15 protein-coding genes are annotated in these 20,976 nt (G+C 61.4%); 5 read left to right on the top strand and 10 right to left on the bottom strand.

All coding sequences use genetic code 11. From position 1 onward, the window contains the following. The first annotated feature begins 76 nt into the window (after positions 1-76). Positions 77-2,281 carry an OsmC domain/YcaO domain-containing protein gene (locus CK486_RS01515; RefSeq protein WP_095938516.1) on the top strand — a complete coding sequence of 735 codons (2,205 nt, stop codon included), beginning with the start codon at positions 77-79 and terminating at the stop codon, positions 2,279-2,281. A gap of 132 nt (positions 2,282-2,413) precedes the next feature. Continuing rightward, entirely contained in the window at positions 2,414-3,157 is a 744-nt protein-coding gene (locus tag CK486_RS01520; protein ID WP_095938517.1) for a class I SAM-dependent methyltransferase, read from the top strand. A 147-nt stretch (positions 3,158-3,304) separates the two neighbouring features. Here CK486_RS01520 and CK486_RS01525 read toward each other — a convergent pair whose 3' ends face one another. From CK486_RS01525 to CK486_RS01540, 4 genes are all read right to left on the bottom strand, one after another. Further along, complete coding sequence (locus CK486_RS01525; protein ID WP_095938518.1) at positions 3,305-4,045, bottom strand: TorF family putative porin; 741 nt, start codon at positions 4,043-4,045, stop codon at positions 3,305-3,307. A gap of 1,012 nt (positions 4,046-5,057) precedes the next feature. Next, positions 5,058-6,770, bottom strand: coding sequence for an AIPR family protein (locus CK486_RS01530; protein ID WP_095938519.1), 1,713 nt, complete (start codon positions 6,768-6,770; stop codon positions 5,058-5,060). Positions 6,771-6,903: 133 nt separating this feature from the next. Then, on the bottom strand, positions 6,904-8,154 hold the full coding sequence (locus CK486_RS01535; protein ID WP_095938520.1) for a ribonucleotide-diphosphate reductase subunit beta: 1,251 nt from the start codon (positions 8,152-8,154) through the stop codon (positions 6,904-6,906). 356 nt (positions 8,155-8,510) lie between these two features. After that, on the bottom strand, positions 8,511-11,390 hold the full coding sequence (locus tag CK486_RS01540) for a ribonucleoside-diphosphate reductase subunit alpha (RefSeq protein WP_095938521.1): 2,880 nt from the start codon (positions 11,388-11,390) through the stop codon (positions 8,511-8,513). 751 nt (positions 11,391-12,141) lie between these two features. On the opposite strand from CK486_RS01540, the gene CK486_RS01545 reads away from it, so the two are divergent. Together CK486_RS01545 and CK486_RS01550 are read left to right on the top strand one after the other, a co-directional pair. Continuing rightward, entirely contained in the window at positions 12,142-12,864 is a 723-nt protein-coding gene (locus CK486_RS01545) for a response regulator (protein ID WP_095938522.1), read from the top strand. A gap of 4 nt (positions 12,865-12,868) precedes the next feature. Then, positions 12,869-14,482, top strand: a complete 1,614-nt coding sequence (locus CK486_RS01550) for an ATP-binding protein (RefSeq protein ID WP_095938523.1) — start codon at positions 12,869-12,871, stop codon at positions 14,480-14,482. 3 nt (positions 14,483-14,485) lie between these two features. Here CK486_RS01550 and CK486_RS01555 read toward each other — a convergent pair whose 3' ends face one another. Next, positions 14,486-15,232, bottom strand: a complete 747-nt coding sequence (locus CK486_RS01555) for a 4'-phosphopantetheinyl transferase (RefSeq protein ID WP_256574337.1) — start codon at positions 15,230-15,232, stop codon at positions 14,486-14,488. Beyond that, complete coding sequence (locus CK486_RS01560) at positions 15,229-15,816, bottom strand: TetR/AcrR family transcriptional regulator (protein WP_095938524.1); 588 nt, start codon at positions 15,814-15,816, stop codon at positions 15,229-15,231. The genes CK486_RS01555 and CK486_RS01560 overlap by 4 nt, the downstream gene beginning before the upstream one ends. A 110-nt stretch (positions 15,817-15,926) precedes the next feature. On the opposite strand from CK486_RS01560, the gene CK486_RS01565 reads away from it, so the two are divergent. Then, a complete protein-coding gene (locus tag CK486_RS01565) occupies positions 15,927-16,814 on the top strand; it encodes an oxygenase MpaB family protein (protein WP_095938525.1) in 888 nt (295 codons plus the stop codon). A 304-nt stretch (positions 16,815-17,118) separates the two neighbouring features. On the opposite strand, the gene CK486_RS01570 is transcribed toward CK486_RS01565, so the two are convergent. From CK486_RS01570 to CK486_RS01585, 4 genes are read right to left on the bottom strand one after another with little or no spacing between them, the layout of a single operon-like run. Next, positions 17,119-17,718, bottom strand: a complete 600-nt coding sequence (locus tag CK486_RS01570; protein ID WP_095938526.1) for a cytochrome c3 family protein — start codon at positions 17,716-17,718, stop codon at positions 17,119-17,121. A 7-nt stretch (positions 17,719-17,725) separates the two neighbouring features. Beyond that, positions 17,726-18,208, bottom strand: coding sequence for a nitrate reductase cytochrome c-type subunit (locus tag CK486_RS01575; protein ID WP_371915472.1), 483 nt, complete (start codon positions 18,206-18,208; stop codon positions 17,726-17,728). Positions 18,209-18,213: 5 nt separating this feature from the next. Beyond that, a complete protein-coding gene (gene napA / locus CK486_RS01580; RefSeq protein ID WP_141248861.1) occupies positions 18,214-20,718 on the bottom strand; it encodes a nitrate reductase catalytic subunit NapA in 2,505 nt (834 codons plus the stop codon). Then, on the bottom strand, positions 20,715-20,975 hold the full coding sequence (locus CK486_RS01585) for a chaperone NapD (protein WP_095938528.1): 261 nt from the start codon (positions 20,973-20,975) through the stop codon (positions 20,715-20,717). The genes napA and CK486_RS01585 overlap by 4 nt, the downstream gene beginning before the upstream one ends. Position 20,976: the final 1 nt, after the last annotated feature.

Raw genomic sequence — 20,976 nt, forward strand, 5'->3', positions numbered from 1 at the left:
GTCGGGCGGACAAGACTTCCCGGCCAAAAGCCGGATAATGGCGGCCATTTTGTCTTGCCTGCGTCTGGTACCTCCCATGGAAATCAAGGTCAACTTTCTCGACAACCTGCGTCTCGAAGCCAAGTTCGATGACTTCACGGTGATCGCCGACCAGCCCATCCGCTACAAGGGCGATGGCTCGGCGCCGGGGCCGTTCGACTACTTTCTGGCGTCCTCGGCGCTGTGCGCGGCCTACTTCGTCAAGCTGTACTGCCAGACGCGCAACATCCCCACCGACAACATTCGCCTGTCGCAGAACAACATCGTCGACCCGGAAGACCGCTACAAGCAGATCTTCAAGATCCAGGTCGAGCTGCCTGCGGATATCTCCGAGAAGGATCGTCTGGGCATCCTGCGCTCGATCGACCGCTGCACCGTGAAGAAGGTGGTGCAGACCGGCCCCGATTTCGTCATCGAGGAAGTGGCCAATCTGGACGCCGACGCTCAGGCCCTGCTGATGCCGGCGCTGACCGAGGGCGAGGGCACGCGCATCCTCGGCAAGGACCTGCCGCTGGAAGAAACCATCGCCAACATGTCGGGCATCCTCGCCGGGCTGGGCATGAAGATCGAGATCGCCTCCTGGCGCAACATCGTGCCCAACGTCTGGTCGCTGCATATCCGCGACGCGCAGTCGCCGCTGTGCTTCACCAACGGCAAGGGCGCGAGCAAGGAGAGTGCGCTGGCCTCGGCGCTCGGCGAGTTCATCGAGCGGCTGAACTGCAACTTCTTCTACAACGACCAGTTCTGGGGCGAGGAAATCGCCAATGCGCCCTTCGTGCATTACCCCAACGAGCGCTGGTTCAAGCCGGGCCCGCGCGACGCGCTGCCGGAAGAGATCCTCGACGAGTACTGCCTGGCCATCTACAACCCGGACGGCGAACTGCGTGGCTCGCACCTGTACGACACCAACTCCGGCAACAAGGCGCGCGGCATCTGTTCGCTGCCCTTCGTACGACAGTCCGACGGCGAGGTGGTGTACTTCCCCTCCAACCTGATCGAGAACCTGTATCTCTCCAACGGCATGAGCGCCGGCAATACCCTGGCCGAGGCGCAGGTGCAGTGCCTGTCGGAAATCTTCGAGCGCGCGGTCAAGCGCGAGATTCTGGAGAACGAACTGGCCCTGCCGGATGTGCCGCAGGAGGTACTGGCCAAGTACCCGGGCATCGTCGCCGGCATCAAAGGGCTGGAGGAGCAGGGCTTCCCGGTGCTGGTCAAGGATGCCTCGCTCGGCGGCGAATTCCCGGTGATGTGCGTGACCCTGATGAACCCGCGCACCGGCGGTGTGTTCGCCTCCTTCGGCGCGCACCCGAGCTTTGAGGTGGCGCTGGAGCGCAGCCTCACCGAACTACTGCAGGGGCGCAGTTTCGAGGGGCTGAATGACCTGCCTGCGCCGACCTTCGAAAGCCAGGCGCTGACCGAGCCGAACAACTTCGTCGAGCACTTCATCGATTCGAGCGGCGTGGTGTCCTGGCGCTTCTTCAGCGCCAGGGCGGACTACGAGTTCGTCGAGTGGGACTTCTCCGGCCACGGCGAAGAGTCCAACGCTCAGGAAGCCGCGACCCTGTTCGGCATCCTCGAGGACATGGGCAAGGAGGTGTACATGGCGGTGTACGACGACCTCGGCGCCAACGCCTGCCGCATCCTGGTGCCGGGCTATTCGGAAATCTATCCGGTCGAGGACCTGATCTGGGACAACACCAACAAGGCGCTGATCTTCCGTTCGGACATCCTCAACCTGCACAGCCTGAGTGACATGCGCCTGCGCAGCCTGCTCAAGAGCCTGGAGCAGTGCGAGGTGGATGACTACACCGACATCACCACGCTGATCGGCATCGAGTTCGACGACAACACCGTGTGGGGCCAACTGACCATCCTCGAACTGAAGCTGCTGATCTACCTCGCCCTGAAACAGTTCGAGCCGGCCAAGGAACTGACCGAGGCCTTCCTGCAGTACAACGACAACACCGTCGAGCGCGGCCTGTTCTATCAGGCGCTCAACGTGGTGCTGGAAGTGCAGCTGGACGACGAGCTGGAGCTGGCCGACTACGAGGCCAACTTCCGCCGCATGTTCGGCAACGAGCGGATGGATGCGGCCATCGGCTCGGTGGACGGCAGTGTGCGCTTCTATGGCCTGACCCCCACCAGCCTGAAGCTGGAAGGGCTGGACAAGCACCTGCGCCTGATCGAGAGCTACCAGAAGCTGCACGCCGCACGCGCCAGGGCCGCCGGCCTCGCCGGTTGAGTACGGTCTGACGGGCCCCGCCCGTCGGTGCGCTTACTGCACGCTGCTCAGGCGCTGAGCGGTGAAGCCACAGACCACCCCGGCGCGGCTTGGGCTATGATGCGCGCCCTTGTTCACGCCGGTTAGGTCCTCATGTCTGCCAATGCGCTCTACAGCGACCTTTCCGGTTACTACGATCTGATGTGTGCCGACATCGATTACCAGGCACAGAGTCATTGCATTCACCGGCTGCAGCAGCTGTTCGGCAATGGCGGCGCCCGCCATCTGGACATGGCCTGTGGCACCGGCCCGCATATCCGCCATTTCATCGATGCCGGCTATGCCAGCAGCGGCCTCGACATCAACCAGCCGATGCTCGATCTCGCGGCGGCCCGCTGCCCCGAGGCGCAGTTCTCCCAGCAGGACATGTGCGCGTTCAGCGTGGCCGAGCGCCTGGACCTGATCACCTGCTTTCTCTACTCCATCCACTACAGCGCCGGCATCGAGCGCCTGAAGGCCTGTCTGGCCAGCGTGCATGCCGCGCTCAACAGTCAGGGGGTGTTCTGCTTCAACGCGGTGGACCGCGAGCGGATTGATAACGCGCTGTCGGTGACGCACAGCGTGCAGCACGAGGGCAGCCATTTCACCTTCAGTTCCGGCTGGCATTACCCGGGTACGGGTGAGCGGCAGTCGCTACAGCTGTGTATTGAAAAGGCCTCGGCCGGGGAGACGCAGATCTGGCGCGACGAGCATCCCATGGTGGCGGTGAGCTTTGCCGAGTTGCAGGCGCTGCTGCAGCCTTACTTTGAGGTGCATGTGTTTGCCCATGACTACCAGAAGATCATTCCCTGGGATCAGACCTCGGGCAATGCCATTTTTGTCTGCGTGAAGCTCTAGCCGGGCGCCACCTGCGCAGGCGCAAGCCTGACGTGTGGCTGCTCAAAGGGGGGTGGAAGAGGGGAGAAAGCGGTGAAGCCCCGGGGGAGAGGCTTCACCGAAACGACGGACCTGCCGACCGTCGATCAGGAGCAAGCGATAACGCGATCAGAATGTCTTGCTGACACCCAGTACGGCGGTGGCGCTGCAGTAGCTGTCTTTGCCCCAGAAGCCGGCGCAGTCTTCGTCATCGATATTGGTGTCGATGTAGCTGAGCGACCAGTCGATGCCGAGCATGGTCTTGCTGACTTTGACTTCCCAGTCGTTGTAGCTGTCGTCGCTGAAGTTGTCGAACAGCGGGTCTTTGTAATCGGCGTTGCCGTAATTGACGAACAGCGAGATGTCCTGCGGCAGGGCGAAGGTGTAGCCCAGGCTGTTGTACCAGAACACTTCTTCTTCGAAGACGTTGGTCGAGTAGTAGCTCTGCCACTTGGCGCCGTACGCATCCAGCACGGCGTAGCGCTCGCTGTAGTTGGCGCTGCTCTGACCCGGGTACATGTACTGGATGTAGCCGACGTTCAGCTTGAGGTCTTCGTTGAAGGTGTGCAGGTAGCCCACATAGGCGCGCTGCTCGGTGCCGGCTTCATTGGCCGGAACGCCGTAGTCACCGTCTTCGAAGTCGACGTTGGAAATCCAGCCGCCGGCATACAGTCCGCTGCTGTGGAACAGCGTGGCCTGGCCTTGAATGGCGGGGTTTTCCTTGGTCTGCGAGACACCGAACAGGCGGTAGTCGCTCAGTGCGCTGGCGGTGAGGTAGAGGCTGAAGTCTTCATTCAACTGAACGGCCTGGCTTGCACCCCAGGGTGCCAGCAACAGGCTGGTCAGTCCGACTTTCAGGACGTTTTTCATAGCATTACCTTTTGTTGTTGTTAGAAACGCTATGCCCCGGGAGTGATTCGATCTTTGCCATGGCGCGGGTTGTGGCGTGCCGGTATTGGGCGTGATCTGGGGCTTTGGCGTTTTTATACAGAGCGGGCAGGCACCGCAGAACTAGTTAAAAATGAAGGTGCCGTTCGGTTTTGCCGAATGCTGTTTGGGGGTATTGGATGGGGGCATGCGCCGGTGCTGGTTGTTGAGCTGGCTGAGGCATGGGTCTGCCCCGTTGGCTATTTCATGTGCCTCTGCTGATTTTCGAGTTGGCTGAGGCATGGGTTCCGCGCTGCTGGGCGGGTTTCTTTTGGTATTGCACCAAGAGGAACCGAAAGGGCTTGGTTCTGGGTTTGCTGCGTGCCGCTGCTGATTATCGAGTTGGCTGAGGCATTGGTTCCGCCCTGCTGGGCGGGTTCCTTTTGGCATTGCCCCAAAAGGAACCAAAGGTCTAGCCCCACCATCCGGCCCTCCGCTGCGCTCCGGGTTCGTTCGCTCCATCATTGCTCCGAGGGTCGGCTTACAAGGGCCGTCCATGGCCCTTTAAGCCTTTCGCCGCATCCATGCGGCTCACCCCTCTACGCAACGATTCCGCTCACCCTCCTGAAGGGGCGTTTGGTGCCGCCTGAAGGTTCAGAGTGTGAATCCCTCTCCCGCTGGCGGGAGAGGGGGAGAAAAGCAAACGAACCTCAACAACCAAACCAACCGAACCATCAAGCAACTCGGAGCCCGAGTCCCCGTCAGGAGGCCGAGTGGAGGTGTTGCGCAGGGGGACGAGCGGCCTGGATGGCCGCGAGAGGCATAACGGGCCAAGGATGGCCCGTGTATGCCGGCCCCCGGAGCGGCACCGGAGGGAGGGAAGTCGCGCGCAGCGCGACCCGGATGTCGGGGTGCCTTTCTCTTTGGTTACTTTCTCTTGGGCACGCAAGAGAAAGTAAATCGCCGTAAGGGCGAAATCGGAGGCTTTTTATGAGTGAGGCTCCTTTTATTTTGCTTATGTAAAGTAAGTTTTTGAAAACTGATCTGCGAAACTGTCTGTTCGGATGTAGTCTCGAATTTGCTCTCTGTTCTTTGCAGGTGATTCTGCGATCATATCTTCGATGTGTTTTGATACTTTTTCTGTAAGTGTGATGAATTTTTCTGGATTTAATATTGTGGTAAGTGCTTCTTTGCAAAATTTTTTTTGGCTTTTGGGTGGGGCGCTTAATATTGTTGGTTGCTGCCAGAGGGATCGTGAAATTGCGAATAGTGCGTAGAATTTGTAGATAGATTTTGCTCTATCTATCTTTGATGTTCTTACTAAATAGTCGAATTTGTAAAGTGCTAGTGCTGCGGTGTGGTAAAGTTCTACGCTATGATTTGCCAGGAAGATTTTGTCTGAAAACTCTTTCCTGATACCGCGGTGATCACGAGCTGCTCTGTGTGGTTGATGAAAAAACATTGCAGCAGCAACTTTCATTAGGTCGGATGGGCGCATTACTCTAGTGCGCTCTGCGGTTACATCCCTGTACTGGTTTTCCCGTCTTTCAATTAGGATCTTTGCATCGCCATCTTGCGAAGCACAATATATTTCAAGATCCTTCATGAAGGGTAGTAACGCCCAGAATTGATCGTCCCTGACCTCGTTCTGTTTATTGGTGCCAATGATGATACTGGCGACAAATTCCGCATCGGAACTGCCTATGATGCGAAACGGAACCATCACTGAGTTTGCTTTTTCTTTGGTGCTTGCAAGGATATTTGTTGTTTGGCAGCCGTTTACTATTTGGAAATCGCTTATGGTGAAAGAGTCTCCCTTCCTTGAGACCTCTTTGGCAACTACAGTTATCCCATTGTTTTTAAATACGAATGATGAATGGTCGCCAGATTGTAGTTCGGTAATTATAGACTTGTTGATGTCTGATTCTGGATTGAAATCACGGACGTTATCGTAGAATACGGACCTTATGATGTGTTGCTCGCCGTTGCTGTCGGGGTCGCTTAGTGCGATTTCAAGTATTTGGTCAGCAGAAATATATCCGATGTATGCTTCGTCAACTTTTTCGTGTGGCGGCATTGTTATGGCTTTAGGGAAGCTTATGGTTGCCGTTCTTGAGTTTGTTGCTGATCTGAATCCGGACTGAATATCTTTCGCTCCAAGGATTTCTATTGCAACTGCTGAGAAAATATTTAACTCTTCGATTCTTTTTTTGTTGCTTTCAATTAGCGTCTTTATTGGTTGCGATATTTGGCCTGAGCCGGTAGTGCAGTAATAACATCTGAGCTCTGGGTTTGATCGGGTTGCGGATTCAAATACTAGATCTTTGGCTGCTGCAAGATCGTCAATTTGAGCACCATTGAGTAGTTTAAGTTCTGTGAAGAAGTCGTAAGTTGCATCAAGGAACTTTGCTATGTCGCCATAGTCAAGACTTTCTGATGTTTTTGACTGAAAAAAGTGAAAGGCAGTACTGTGGTTTTTTCCTGATGATAATGCCGATGAGGCTTCGTCTGCGTCTGTGCAGACTGCGCCTTGCACTAATATGGCAATTCCATCGACGCCAAATTCGCTGCCGCTTAGATGAATTTTGAATGGATCTATATTTTCTCCTAGAACTCCATTTTCAACTGAGAATATTGACATTACTTCAAAGGCTTCGGCTTCATCGTTATACATTCCTGGGTTGGAGTGCATGAACTCTTTTAGTTGTGCTTTGATGATTGGATTCATTTTTAATTTATTTCAGGTTTTAAATAAAAAAGCCCCGCACAAGGCGGGGCTTTTAGTCTTTCTAATCGCTGCCCCAAACTTCCATTTCAGGTAAAGCGTTTCTTATGTATTGCCTAATGGTTTTGACCCAAAATCAATCCCAGCTCAGCGCCCCACCAGTCTGATACTCGATCACACGGGTCTCGAAGAAGTTCTTCTCCTTCTTCAGGTCCATGATCTCGCTCATCCACGGGAACGGGTTGGTAGTACCCGGGTACTCTTCCTTCAGACCGATCTGGGTCAGACGACGGTTGGCGATGAACTTCAGGTAGTCCTCCATCATCGCCGCATTCATGCCCAGCACGCCGCGCGGCATGGTGTCACGCGCGTATTCGATCTCCAGCTGAGTGCCCTGCAGAATCATCTGGGTGGCTTCGTCCTTCATCTGGGCATCCCACAGGTGCGGGTTCTCGATCTTGATCTGGTTGATCACGTCGATGCCGAAGTTCAGGTGCATGGACTCGTCACGCAGGATGTACTGGAACTGCTCGGCCACGCCGGTCATCTTGTTGCGGCGGCCCATGGAGAGGATCTGGGTGAAGCCGCAGTAGAAGAAGATGCCTTCCAGTACGCAGTAGTACGCGATCAGGTTGCGCAGCAGTTCCTTGTCGGTCTCCACGGTGCCGGTGGTGAAGGTCGGGTCGGAGATCGAGCGGGTGTACTTCAGACCCCAGGAGGCCTTTTTCGCCACCGACGGAATCTCGTGGTACATGTTGAAGATCTCGCCTTCATCCATGGCCAGGGATTCGATGCAGTACTGGTAGGCGTGGGTATGGATCGCTTCCTCGAAGGCCTGACGCAGGATGTACTGGCGGCACTCGGGGTTGGTGATCAGGCGGTACACGGCCAGCACCAGGTTGTTGGCGACCAGGCTGTCGGCGGTGGAGAAGAAGCCGAGGTTGCGCTTGACGATGCGGCGCTCGTCTTCGGACAGGCCATCCTTGCTCTTCCACAGAGCAATGTCGGCGTTCATGTTCACTTCCTGCGGCATCCAGTGGTTGGCGCAACCATCCAGATACTTCTGCCAGGCCCAGTCGTACTTGAAGGGTACGAGCTGGTTGAGGTCGGCGCGGGCGTTGATCATCTGCTTGTCGCCGACCTGCACGCGGGCGCTGGCGCCTTCCAGTTCGTCCAGACCTTCCTGCACGTCGAGGGCGTCGAGGGCCTTCTTGGCGCGGGCGACGGCGTCGGAGTCGTTGGCGGAAACGGCGCGGGCATCTTCCACGGAGCCGGCGGCTTCGTTGTCGAGGCGGTCGAGGCTGGCCTCGATCACCGGTGCGGCAGGCTTGGCGGCGGCAAGCGCGTCGCCAGCGTCTTCTTTGTCAAATTCGTCCCAGCTCAGCATGGTCAATCTCCTGCTTGATCGAGCGGGCCGGCAAGCGTTTCCGGCCTGTATGGATATCCAGTTTTCTAATTGTGTTCCGTTGCGTACAGCGCGCAAGGGGTAAAGCCGTTCCACCGGACCGGTGGTACCCCGGCCCGCAGGGCGGGCGAGGGTGGTATTCGTGGGGCGGTGCCCCTGTCCCCGAAGGGAAACCGAGTTGCCTGTCTTACCGACAGACCACTCGGTGCGAGCGCGTAGCTGGGCGAGTTCCCGCTAGGCGCCGGGTAGGTTCGAGCCCCTGAGCGTACTGATGTACGCGATGGGGGCGGACCTGCCCGGCAACAACGCGGGGGCCGCTCAGATACGTGCGCCTTCCATCACTGGCAAGCTTCGCAGTCCGGGTTGTCGATGGAGCACGCCTTCGGCACCGGAGCCGGACCGGCCGGGGCGGCGAAGTTGCCCTCGTCAATCGCACCACTGGACACGGCGTTGAGCTTGCCGGTGTTGATGGTGGACTTCTCGGTGCTGGTAGCGGCCAGGGCACGGAGGTAGTAGGTGGTTTTCAGACCACGGTACCAGGCCATGCGGTAGGTCACGTCCAGCTTCTTGCCCGAGGCGCCGGCGATGTAGAGGTTCAGCGACTGAGCCTGGTCGATCCACTTCTGGCGGCGGCTGGCGGCGTCGACGATCCACTTGGTTTCCACCTCGAAGGCGGTGGCGTACAGGTCTTTCAGATCCTGCGGGATGCGCTCGATCTGCTGCACGGAACCGTCGTAGTACTTGAGGTCGTTGACCATGACCGGGTCCCACAGGCCACGGGCCTTGAGGTCGTGAACCAGGTAGGGGTTGATCACGGTGAACTCGCCTGACAGGTTCGACTTCACGTACAGGTTCTGATAGGTCGGCTCGATGGACTGCGACACGCCAATGATGTTGGAGATGGTCGCGGTCGGCGCGATGGCCATGATGTTCGAGTTGCGGATGCCTTTCTTCACGCGCTCGCGGATCGGGGCCCAGTCCAGGGTCTCGTTCAGGTCGACGTCGATGTACTTGGAGCCACGCTGCTCGATGAGGATCTGCTGCGAGTCCAGCGGCAGGATGCCCTGGCTCCACAGCGAGCCTTCGAAGGTGCTGTAGCTGCCGCGCTCGTCAGCCAGGTCACAGGAGGCCTGGATGGCGTAGTAGCTGATGGCTTCCATGGAGCGGTCGGCGAACTCGATGGCCGCTTCGGAGCCGTAGGCGATGTGCTGCAGGTACAGGGCGTCCTGGAAGCCCATCAGGCCGAGGCCGACCGGACGGTGCTTGAGGTTGGAGTTGCGTGCCTGTGGTACCGAGTAGTAGTTGATGTCGATGACGTTATCGAGCATGCGCACGGCGGTCTTCACGGTGCGGCCGAGTTTCTCGACATCCAGCTTGCCGTCGACGATGTGGTTGACCAGGTTGACCGAACCCAGGTTGCAGACGGCGATCTCGTCCTTGTTGGTGTTCAGGGTGATCTCGGTGCACAGGTTGGAGCTGTGGACCACGCCCACGTGCTGCTGCGGGCTGCGCAGGTTGCACGGGTCCTTGAAGGTCAGCCACGGGTGGCCGGTTTCGAACAGCATGGAGAGCATCTTGCGCCACAGGTCCTTGGCGGCGATGGTCTTGAACAGCTTGATCTTGCCGTAGCCGGCCATGGCTTCGTAGTACTCGTAGCGCTCTTCGAAGGCGCGGCCGGTCAGGTCGTGCAGGTCCGGCACTTCGGACGGGCTGAACAGGGTCCACTGGCCGTCGTCGAACACGCGCTTCATGAACAGGTCCGGAATCCAGTTGGCGGTGTTCATGTCGTGGGTACGGCGACGGTCGTCACCGGTGTTCTTGCGCAGCTCGATGAACTCTTCGATGTCCATGTGCCAGGTTTCCAGGTAGGCACAGACAGCGCCCTTGCGCTTGCCACCCTGGTTGACCGCCACGGCGGTGTCGTTGACCACTTTCAGGAAGGGCACGACGCCCTGGCTCTTGCCGTTGGTGCCTTTGATGTAGGCGCCCAGTGCGCGCACCGGGGTCCAGTCGTTGCCCAGGCCGCCGGCGAATTTGGACAGCATGGCGTTGTCGTGGATGGCCTGATAGATGCCCGACAGGTCGTCCGGTACGGTGGTCAGGTAGCACGAGGACAGCTGCGGACGCAGGGTGCCGGCGTTGAACAGGGTCGGGGTCGAGGCCATGTAGTCGAAGGACGACAACAGGTTGTAGAACTCGATGGCGCGCTCTTCCTTCTTCGGCTCTTCGATCGCCAGGCCCATGGCCACGCGCATGAAGAACACCTGCGGCAGTTCGAAACGGATGCCGTCTTTGTGGATGAAGTAGCGGTCGAACAGGGTCTGCAGACCCAGGTAGGTGAACTGCTGATCGCGCTCGTGGTTCAGCGCGGCGCCCAGCTTGGCCAGGTCGTAGCCCTTGAGCTTGGGATCGAGCAGTTCGAATTCCACGCCCTTGTCCACGTAGGCCGGCAGGGCCTTGGCGTAGAGGTCGGCCATTTCGTGGTGGGTGGCGCTCTGGGCGATGCCGAGGAAGCCCAGGGCTTCGGCGCGGATGTTGTCCATCAGCAGGCGCGCGGTGACGTAGGAGTAGTTCGGCTCGCGCTCGACCAGGGTACGGGCGGTCATCACCAGGGCGGTGTTGACGTCCTTCTCGGCCACGCCGTCGTACAGGTTCTTCAGGGTCTCGCTTTCGATCAGCGCGCCATCGACTTCGGCCAGGCCTTCGCAGGCTTCGCGGATGATGGTCTGCAGGCGGCCCATGTCGAGGGCAACCAGGCTGCCGTCGGCAGCGGTGATACGGATGCTCGGGTGCGGCTGGGCAACATCGGCGGCGCCTTTCTTGCGCGCCTGGGCACGGGATTCGCGGTAGATCACGTAGTCGCGGGCAACCTTCTGCTCGCCGGCACGCATCAGGGCCAGTTCGACCTGGTCCTGGATTTCCTCGATGTGGATGGTGCCGCCGGACGGCATGCGGCGCTTGAAGGTGGCGGTGACCTGCTCGGTCAGACGCGCCACGGTGTCATGGATACGCGAGGAAGCGGCAGCAGTGCCGCCTTCAACGGCGAGGAACGCCTTGGTGATGGCCACGGTGATCTTGTCGTCGGTGTAGGGAACGACAGTGCCGTTGCGCTTGATCACGCGCAGCTGGCCCGGGGCGGTGGCAGCCAGATCCTGGGTGGATTCGGTGCTGTGCCGCACAGTGGCCGGCTGGTTCTCGACGTTGCTCTCGGTATGCATGGGTGTCTCCATGTTCTCTATTTGTTGGTGTGGACACTTGGCGTGCCCGCCTTGCCTTGCTTCCCATTCCATTGCAATGCCGCCCGTGCGGCACAAATGCCGACGAACAGCTGACTTTGAAGGCAGGAGGAAACGACTCAAGCGCCTCCCTGGCTCAAAAGTCAGCGGGTTACGCAGACTGCGCGTAACCACTATCCCTAGTGGTGGCGATCTAACTGCCGCCAATCACTACCGGAGCACCGCGCACACATCGGAAGTGGCGGGCCGGACCAGGCGCAGGGCGCCTGGCGGGGGTTTAAAGAGCGGTGTGACGCACCGGTGGACGGCCACTGAAAGGGCCTTGGCATTTCATTCTGGTTGTGTCCGGTGGTCTGGCCTAAACCCAATATGTAGGGGTTTGGCGTTTCGTGGCTACAAGATAATGCGCTGTCTGCGCTAATGCAAGGCGGGCGGAAGTGAACAAGCTGTGGATAAATTGTGGGCGGTTTGTGGGTGACTGGCCGGGCATGGCGCAGAGCCGCAGGCAGACTGGGGTACACCGTTCGTCGGTGCCGGATGGCTGACTTCACGGTCGCTTTGCAGTCGCTGCTTCTGTGAAGGCTACCACAATATCTAGTGTTTCCGGACGGGCGGCGACCGCTGCCTGGACGGGCCGTGGCGTCATTGCCCCCGTGCCGTCGGCAATCTCTGCCGGGGTGACGGCTGCGTTGCTACAATGCCGCGCGTTTGGCAGTCACGAGGGTGGTGGAAGGTGGAGCAAGCAGTCTCGCAGATTCTTATTGTCGAGGACGATCAGCGTCTGGCCGAGTTGACCCAGGAGTACCTGGAGAGCAATGGCCTGAAGGTCGCCATCGAGTCCGACGGCGCCCGCGCGGTGGCCCGCATCCTCGCCGACAAGCCGGATCTGGTGGTGCTCGACCTGATGCTGCCGGGCGAGGATGGCCTGTCCATCTGCCGGCAGCTGCGCCCTCGTTACGAGGGGCCGATCCTGATGCTCACCGCGCGCTCGGACGATATGGATCAGGTGCTCGGCCTGGAAATGGGCGCCGATGACTATGTATGCAAGCCGGTGCGTCCGCGCGTGCTGCTGGCGCGTATCCGCGCGCTGCTGCGGCGCAGTGAGCCGGGCGAGGTGGAGCCGCTGCCGGCCGGCGAGGTGCGCCGTCTGCAGTTCGGCCCGCTGCTGGTCGACAGTGCCCGGCGCGAAGCCTTCCTCGGCGGCGCGCTGATCGAACTGACCAGTGCCGAGTTCGATCTGCTCTGGCTGCTGGCGGCCAATGCCGGGCGCATTCTCTCGCGTGAGGAAATCTTCGCGTCATTGCGCGGCATCGAGTACGACGGCCAGGACCGTTCCATCGATGTGCGCATCTCGCGCATCCGTCCGAAGATCGGCGACGACCCCATGCACCCGCGCCTGATCAAGACCGTGCGCAGCAAGGGCTATCTGTTCGTCGGCGAAGCCTTCAGCGAGTAGCGCCGTGAACTCGATCTTCCTGCGCATCTACGGCGGCCTGCTGCTGTCGCTGGTGCTGGTTGGCGTGCTGGGCGTGGCCACGGTGCATGTGACCAATCAGGTGCGTAATGACGAGTACCGCGAGAACCTGGCGCGCGGCACCTTCCGTCTGATGAGCGACAATCTGCAGTCGATGAGTGGGGTTGAGCGTCGACGCGCTCTGGTGGTTTGGAGTCGTCTGCTGGGAGTGAGCCTGAGCCTGCGCCCGCTGAGCGACCTGAAGCTGGACTCCGGGCAGATCGCCGGCCTGCGCAGCGGCCAGGTGCTGGTAGAGCAGACCGGACCGCATGCCGCGCAGGTCATCAGTATGCTGAGCCGGGATGAGCCGTTATTGCTGACCACCGAGGTGGAGCAGGTCAGTGAGCAGTTGGCGCGCGCCACCCTTTATCTGCTGATCGACGAGTTGCAGCGGCTGGAGCCGGGTGAGCAGCCAGGACGGTTGGCGCGTATTCACCGCGACAAGCAGTTCGGCTTCGACCTGCGTCTGGTCAAACTCGATGAGGCCGATCTGGACGATGACCAGCGCCGCCGGGTGGAGGAAGGCGACACGGTGATGGCCCTGACCAAGGGCGGCGACGGCATCCGTCTGGTGTCCGGCCTGCTCGACAGTCCCTGGGTGCTGGTGATGGGGCCGATCTACCGGATGGACGACTACCCGCCGGAGCTGCAGGCGCTGATCGCGCTGATGGGGCTGGGACTGGTCGGCCTGATCATTTATCTGCTGGTGCGCAATCTGGAGCATCGCCTGCTGGCGCTGTCGGATGTGGCCACCCTGATCGCCAGCGGCAAGCTCGGTGCCCGCGTGCCGGTGCGTGGCAGCGATGCGGTGGGGCGCCTGGCCACGGTGTTCAACGAGATGGCCGAGCAGCTGCAGCGCCTGCTGAATATCCAGCGCGAGATGGTGCGTGCCGTGTCCCACGAGCTGCGTACGCCGGTGGCGCGCTTGCGCTTCGGTCTGGAAATGATCGCCGATGCGGAAAGCGACAGCGCCCGCCGCCGCTACATGGACGGCATGGACGGCGACATTCAGGAACTCGACAAACTGGTCGACGAGATGCTGACCTACGCGCGCCTGGAGCAGGGGGCGCCAGCGCTGAGCTATCAGGAAGTCGACCTCACCCGCCTGCTGGACAAGGTGGCCGGCGAGCTGGCGCCGCTGCGCGTTGGTGTGCATATCGAGCGTGGTCCCTGCCAGCTGGCCGCCGACAGCGGCGACAGTTGCGTGCTGGCCGAGCCGCGCTATCTGCAGCGGGCGGTGCAGAATCTGGTGAGCAATGCCCTGCGCCACGCCGAGACGCAGGTGCGGCTGTCGTTCAGCATCGGTCTGGAACAGTGCCGCATCGATGTCGAGGATGACGGCCCGGGCGTGCCCGAGGCGGAGTGGGAGCGGGTGTTCACGCCCTTCCTGCGCCTGGACGACAGCCGCACCCGTGCCTCCGGTGGCCACGGGTTGGGGCTGTCCATCGTGCGGCGGATCATCTACTGGCACCACGGCCGTGCGCAGGTTGACCGCAGTCAGGTGCTGGGCGGGGCGCGCTTCAGCCTGATCTGGCCGCGCCAGCAGCCGTCGGAAGACTGAGCGCTACCCGGCTGCCACCGCCACCAGACTGAGCAGCTGGCCGTCGATCTCGGCATGGTGCGCCGGCAGTTCGCATCCGGCTGTCCACTCGGCGGAGAGGGTTTTCAGTAGGCGCAGTTGCGCGATGCCCCGATCGGCCATCAGCAGTTCGGCATCCTGAAAGTAGAAGCGCACCCCGGTCAGCGGGTAGAGCGCCTTGAACAGGCTTTCCTTGAGCGAGAAGGTCAGGCTCACCCGGGCGGCGTGCGCGTCGTCGGGCAGAGCCTGCAGACGTTGCTGCTCGGCGGGGGTGAGGATCTCGGCGCACAGGCGCCGGGCCCGGTCGTCACTCAGCTGGGCTTCCAGATCCAGGCCCAGACTGCGCCAGGCCGACTGCCGGCCGACCACGGCCAGGGCCACGCCCTGACTGTGGCTGATCGAACCGCAGAAGCCCGGTGGCCAGAGCGGGGCGCGGTCGTCGCCGCGGCCGGGCACGTTCAGGCAGCCGAAGCTGCGCAGGGCAATGGCGGCGCAGTAGCGCCCGGCCAGGTATTCCATCTGCCGCTTGGCGACGCCAGGGACGGTGCCGATCCTCAGGCGGGCAAAGTCGCTGCCGTCCAGAAGGGCCGGGTCGAACTGGCAGCGTTGCAGGCTCAGGCCATTGGCAGCAACGGACCAGGGCCAGTCGCTCAGCGCCTCGCTGCAGCCCCGTGGCGGGAGAAGAGTGTGGGTCATGCCGGCATTCTGCCCGGCGGCCTGGGCGCCTGTCATGTGCCGGGCGCCAGTACGGCCAGCAAGCCCGGGCGGGTCACGGCTTCGTAGAAGCTGGCGAGTTTTTCCGCAGGTTGTTGCAGGTCGTCACGCAGCCAGCGCATGAGAAAGGCAAGGGCCGTGGCGGCTATGCTGTCGATCAGGTAGGGCATCAGGCTGCTGTCATGCAGGACCAGCTGGCGCTGACTGAGAAAGCGCCCGACCAGGCGTGCGCCGTAATGACGAAAACGTTGCTGCATGGCGTTTTCCAGCCCCGCGTCGAGCAGGGCACGAAGCAACTGGTGGTGCTCCTGCCATTGGGCGAACAGCAGGCGGGTGATCGTCTGGGTGTTGAGCTCGGCCTGGGGCAGATGCGGTTCGATGGCGGCGAAGAACTGTTCGAACACCTCATCCATGAAGCCGAGCAGGGCCTCCTCCTTGCCGGAGAAGTGCAGGTAAAAGGTGGGGCGCGCCACGTCCGCGCGCTGGCAGATCTCCGCCACGGCGATGCGGCTGAACGGTTTATCCTGCAGCAGGCTGAGCATGGCGGCGAGGATGGCCTTGCGTGAGCGCTGGCTGCGGCGGTCATGGGGGTTGCTGGACATGATCGTGCATCTGTCTGTTAGTGGACGCCGGGCGCTGCCTGTCGTCTGTGCAGGGCGGGGAGCAGGAGATAAATAGACAGCTGTCTATTATCTGTCAAAGGATTTCCCCCATGCCCCTGCGTCGCCATGTTCATACCCGCCAACTGGCCGAGCTCGACCCGCAGCAGGATTACGCGCAGATGCTGCGTATTTTCGCCCGCCACGAATTCCCTCTGGACATGCTGTTGTCCGGCGAGCTGGCCCAGCTCAAGACCTTCGCCATTCCGCGCATGTCGGCGCTGCTGCACCGTACCGGGCAGTACGAGCAGCACAGCCTCAAGCGTCTGGACGACACCCGGGCGATCCTCACCGAGATTCTCCAGGACGGGGTCGATGGCCCGCACGGGGCGAAGATGGTGGAGCACCTCAACCGTATCCACGGGCATTACAAGATTGCCAATGACGACTACCTGTACACCCTCTCGCTGTTCATCTACGAGCCGATACGCTGGCTGCGGCGCTTCGGCTGGCGGGCGATGACAACGGCCGAAGAGCAGGGGCTGTTCATGGCGTTCCGCGCGCTGGGCGAGGCCATGCATATCCGTGACATACCGCCGACGCTGGCGGCCTTCGAGAGCTGGCGCGAGGACTACCGGGCGCGCATGGAGGTGTATGCGCCGAGCAACCAGCAGGTGTGCGACGGTGCCATCCATGGCCTGAGCCAGATGCTGCCACGCCCGCTGCGCGGGTTGGCCCGGCCGCTGGTTAAGGTGCTGCTGGATGATCCGGCGCTGTTGGCGGCCCTGGGCCTGGGCAGACCATCGCGGCCTCTCGGTGTCGTTGTGTGGCTGGTTCTCAAGGGGCGGGCCTGGTGGCTGCGGCGCTTCAATCCCTGGGAGGTGGCGTCGTTTCAGGACAGCCCGCTGGCGCGGCACTACGCCAGCTATCCGCACGGCTACCAGCCGTTCCGCCTGGGGCCGGAGAAGATCATCCGCCTGCTGGAGCGTCAGGCGGCCTGAGGCCGTGAGTCCGATGGCGGGCGCGAGGCTGATTACAAAGCGTTACAAAGCAGTAACAAAGCTAAACGGATAGCGCCATGCACATTTGCAAAACTAAACGGGCGTTTCAATTTGAAGCGCAGGTGAGGTTGTAGTTGGAGTGGCGGCCGGATTTGGCCGGCTCTGACATTTCTCGATTGAGTACGGGAGCCCTAGGGCTCCCGTTTTTTTGCTTCCGCCGGGCTGCTGCCGGGTTGGCGACTGCTGCCAGCTGGCAGCTTTGTGCTGTTGATCTGGTGCCAAACCGCCGGTACTGCTTTTTCTGTCACTGCCAACCCGGCACGCCATGCATGTCCGGCAACTGGTGGGCGATGCCCTTGTGGCAGTCGATGCAGGTGGCCTGGCCGCTGGCCAGGGCTGTGGAGTGCATCTCCCTGGCTCGCGGGCTCTGCCGGGTGAAGTCCATGTAGTCGAAGTTGTGGCAGTTGCGGCACTCCAGCGAGTCGTTGGCCTTGAGCCTTGCCCACTCGTGCTCGGCCAGCTCGCGGCGTTTCTCGAGGAATTTCTCGCGGGTGCTGATGGTGCCGAAGATCTTGCCCCAGACCTCCTTGGAGGCCTGCATCTTGCGGGCGATCTTGTCTGTCCACTGGTGTGGCACGTGGCAATCCGGGCAGGTGGCACGCACCCCGGAGCGGTTGCTGTAGTGGATGGTGTCCTTGAGCTCGACGTACACGTTGTCGCGCATCTCGTGGCAGGAGATGCAGAACGTCTCGGTGTTGGTGGCCTCCAGCGCGGTGTTGAAACCGCCCCAGAAGATGATGCCTGCCACGAAGCCGCCGAGGGTGAGAAAGCCCAGGCTGTAATGCACGCTGGGCCTGCGCAGTACGCCCCAGTAAAGGCGCAGCCATTGGATCAGTCGCTTCATGCGTACCTCACGGAGTCTGGCCGGCCTGCTGCACGGCATCCTGCAGCACCTGGTCGATGGTGCGGAACTGGTTTTCCACCAGAGGTTTCACATCCTTCTGCGGCACATGGCACTGGTTGCAGAAGTAGCGCCGTGGCGATACCGCGGCCAGGGCCTGGCCGTCACGATCCATGTAGTGGGTGATGCTGATCATCGGTGCCTGGCTTTTGGCACTGTTGGCGCGGCTGTGACAGGCCAGGCACTTGTTGCCGTTCTTGTCGACCTGATAGCCGCGGATGGCGTGGGGAATGGTCGGCGGTTGCTCGGGGTAGCTGCGTTCGCGTTTGATGTCCTTGTTTTCATCGTCCACCAGCGCCGGGGCTGGCAGCGTCTGAGTCAGGGTGCCTCCGGCACGCCGGCCATCCGGGGCCGGTGCGTCCAGCGGGTAGTCGGTGGCCTGCGCGGTGCAGGCCAGCAGGGTGAGCAGCAGGGGCAGGATTCTCATCATCAGGCTCCTCAGGCCAGGCTGACCAGTTCGATGCGCACGGCGCATTTCTTGTAGTCGGTCTGCTTGGAGATGGGATCGGTGGCGTCCAGCGTGACCTTGTTGATCAGCTTGTTGGCATCGAAGAAGGGCACGAACACCAGGCCACGTGGAGGCTTGTTGCGGCCGCGGGTTTCCACCCGGGCGCGAATCTCGCCACGCCGGCTGACCACCCTGACCTCGCTGCCACGGCGCAGCTTGAGTTCGCTGGCATCGTCCGGGTGCATGTACACCAGCGCATCGGGTACGGCCTTGTACAGTTCGTCGACGCGCTGGGTCATGCTGCCGGTGTGCCAGTGCTCAAGCACGCGGCCGGTGCTGAGCCAGAACGGGAAGTCCTTGTCCGGACTCTCGGCTGGCGGCTCGTAGGGCAGGGCGAAGATGATCGCCTTCTTGTCCGGGTAGCCGTAGAACTGCACACCGCTGCCTTTCTCCACATAGGGGTCCAGGCCCTCGCGGTAGCGCCAGCGGGTTTCCTGACCATCCACCACCGGCCAGCGCAGGCCGCGTTCGGCGTGGTAGGTGTCAAAGGGGGCCAGATCATGGCCGTGACCTCGGCCGAAAGCGGCGTATTCCTCGAACAGCCCCTTCTGCAGGTAGAAGCCGAAGGCCTCGGCTTCATCGTTGGCATAGCCCTTGGCCAGGTCGCTGGCCGGGAACTGGTCCACCTGGCCGTTCTTGAACAGTACCTCGAACAGGGTTTTACCCTTGAACTGCGGTGCCTTGGCCAGAAGCTCTGCCGGCCACACCTCGTCGGTGGTGAAGTGTTTGGAGAATTCCACCAGTTGCCACAGGTCGGATTTTGCCTCGCCCGGTGCCTTCACCAACTGGTGCCAGAACTGGGTGCGCCGCTCAGCGTTGCCGTAGGCGCCCTCCTTCTCCACCCACATGGCGCTGGGCAGGATCAGGTCGGCGGCCTGGGCTGAGACGGTGGGGTAAACGTCCGAAACGATGACGAAGGCCTCCGGGTTGCGCCAGCCGGGTAGGATTTCCTGCATCACGTTGGGCCCGGCCTGCATGTTGTTGGTGACCTGGGTCCAGTACACCTTGAGAACGCCGTCCTTGAGCATGCGGCTCTGCTGCACGGCGTGGAAGCCGGGCTTCTCCTGAATGGTGCCTTCGGGCAGCTTCCAGATCTTCTCGGCGGTGGCGCGGTGCTTGGGGTTGGCCACCAGCATGTCGGCCGGCAGGCGGTGGGCGAAGGTGCCCACCTCGCGGGCGGTGCCGCAGGCCGAAGGCTGGCCGGTGAGCGAGAAGGGGCTGTTGCCTGGCTCGCTGATCTTTCCGGTGAGCAGGTGGATGTTGTAGATCAGGTTGTTGGCCCACACGCCGCGGGTGTGCTGGTTGAAGCCCATGGTCCAGAACGACATGACCTTGCGCTTGGGGTCGGCATACAGTTCGGCCAGGGCCTTGAGCCGCTCGGCCGGCACCCCGGATTCTTCGGCGGCGCGCTCCAGGGTGTAGGGTTTGACGAAGGCGGCGAACTGCTCGAAGGAGATGTCGCTCCAGGTATTGGCGGTGGCGGCGTTTTTCGCCTTCTGTTCCAGCGGGTCGGTGGGGCGCAGGCCGTAGCCGATGTCATCGGCGCCCTTGGCGAACTTGGTGTGGCGGCTGACGAAGTCCTGATTGACCGCGCCGCTTTCGATGATGTGGTTGGCGATGTAGTTGAGGATGATCAGGTCGGTCTGTGGCTTGAACACCATGGGGATGTCGGCCAGATCGAAGCTTCTGTGCTCGAAGGTCGACAGCACCGCTACCTTGACCTGCGGCGCGCTGAGACGGCGATCGGTGACCCGGGTCCAGAGCACCGGATGCATCTCGGCCATGTTCGAGCCCCAGAGCACGAAGGTGTCGGTGGCTTCGATGTCGTCGTAGCAGCCCATCGGCTCGTCCATGCCGAAGCTGCGCATGAAGCCCATTACCGCCGAGGCCATGCAGTGGCGGGCATTGGGGTCGATGTTGTTGCAGCGCAGCCCGGCCTTCATCAGCTTGTTGGCCGCGTAGCCTTCCCACACCGTCCACTGGCCGGAGCCGAACATGCCGATGGCTTCGGGACCATGGGCCTTGAGTGCGGCCTTGGTCTTCTCGGCCATGATGGAAAACGCCTGCTCCCAGCTTACCGGCTGGAATTCGCCCTGCTTGTCGTAAACGCCGTTCTTCATGCGCAGCAGCGGCTGGGTCAGGCGGTCGCTGCCGTACATGATCTTGGACAGGAAGTAGCCCTTGACGCAGTTCAGGCCGCGGTTGACCTCGGCTTTGACGTCGCCGTGGGTGGCCACCACGCGGCCGTTCTTGGTCGCCACCATCACGCTGCAGCCGGTGCCGCAGAAGCGGCAGGGCGCCTTGTTCCAGTCCAGCGTGGTCTGCTCGGCGTCGGTGATCAGGTTGCTCGCCGTGCTGGCGATCGGCAGACCGGCGGCGGCCGCCGCAATGGCAGCGGCCTGGGCCTTGGCAAATTCTCGGCGGGTCAGACTCATGCGGTGGCTCCTTCCGGGCTGAGGAGTTCGTGATAGATCAGCGCGACGTTGAGTACGCCAGGCAGTTGTTGCAGTTGCTCGATGCGTTCGAGGATCTGCTGTTCATGACGGGTCTCCAGTACCACGACCAGCTTGCCTTCCGGGCTGTGCTGGTACAGCTCCACGTCGGGCAGGCACTGCAGGTTGGTCAGCAGCGGCGGCAGCAGTTCGGGGCGGCAGTGCACCAGCAGGCTGGCGATATGCACGGTGTCATCCATG

Source organism: Pseudomonas sp. HAR-UPW-AIA-41 (genome assembly GCF_002304225.1).
In the GTDB taxonomy this organism is placed as follows: domain Bacteria; phylum Pseudomonadota; class Gammaproteobacteria; order Pseudomonadales; family Pseudomonadaceae; genus Aquipseudomonas.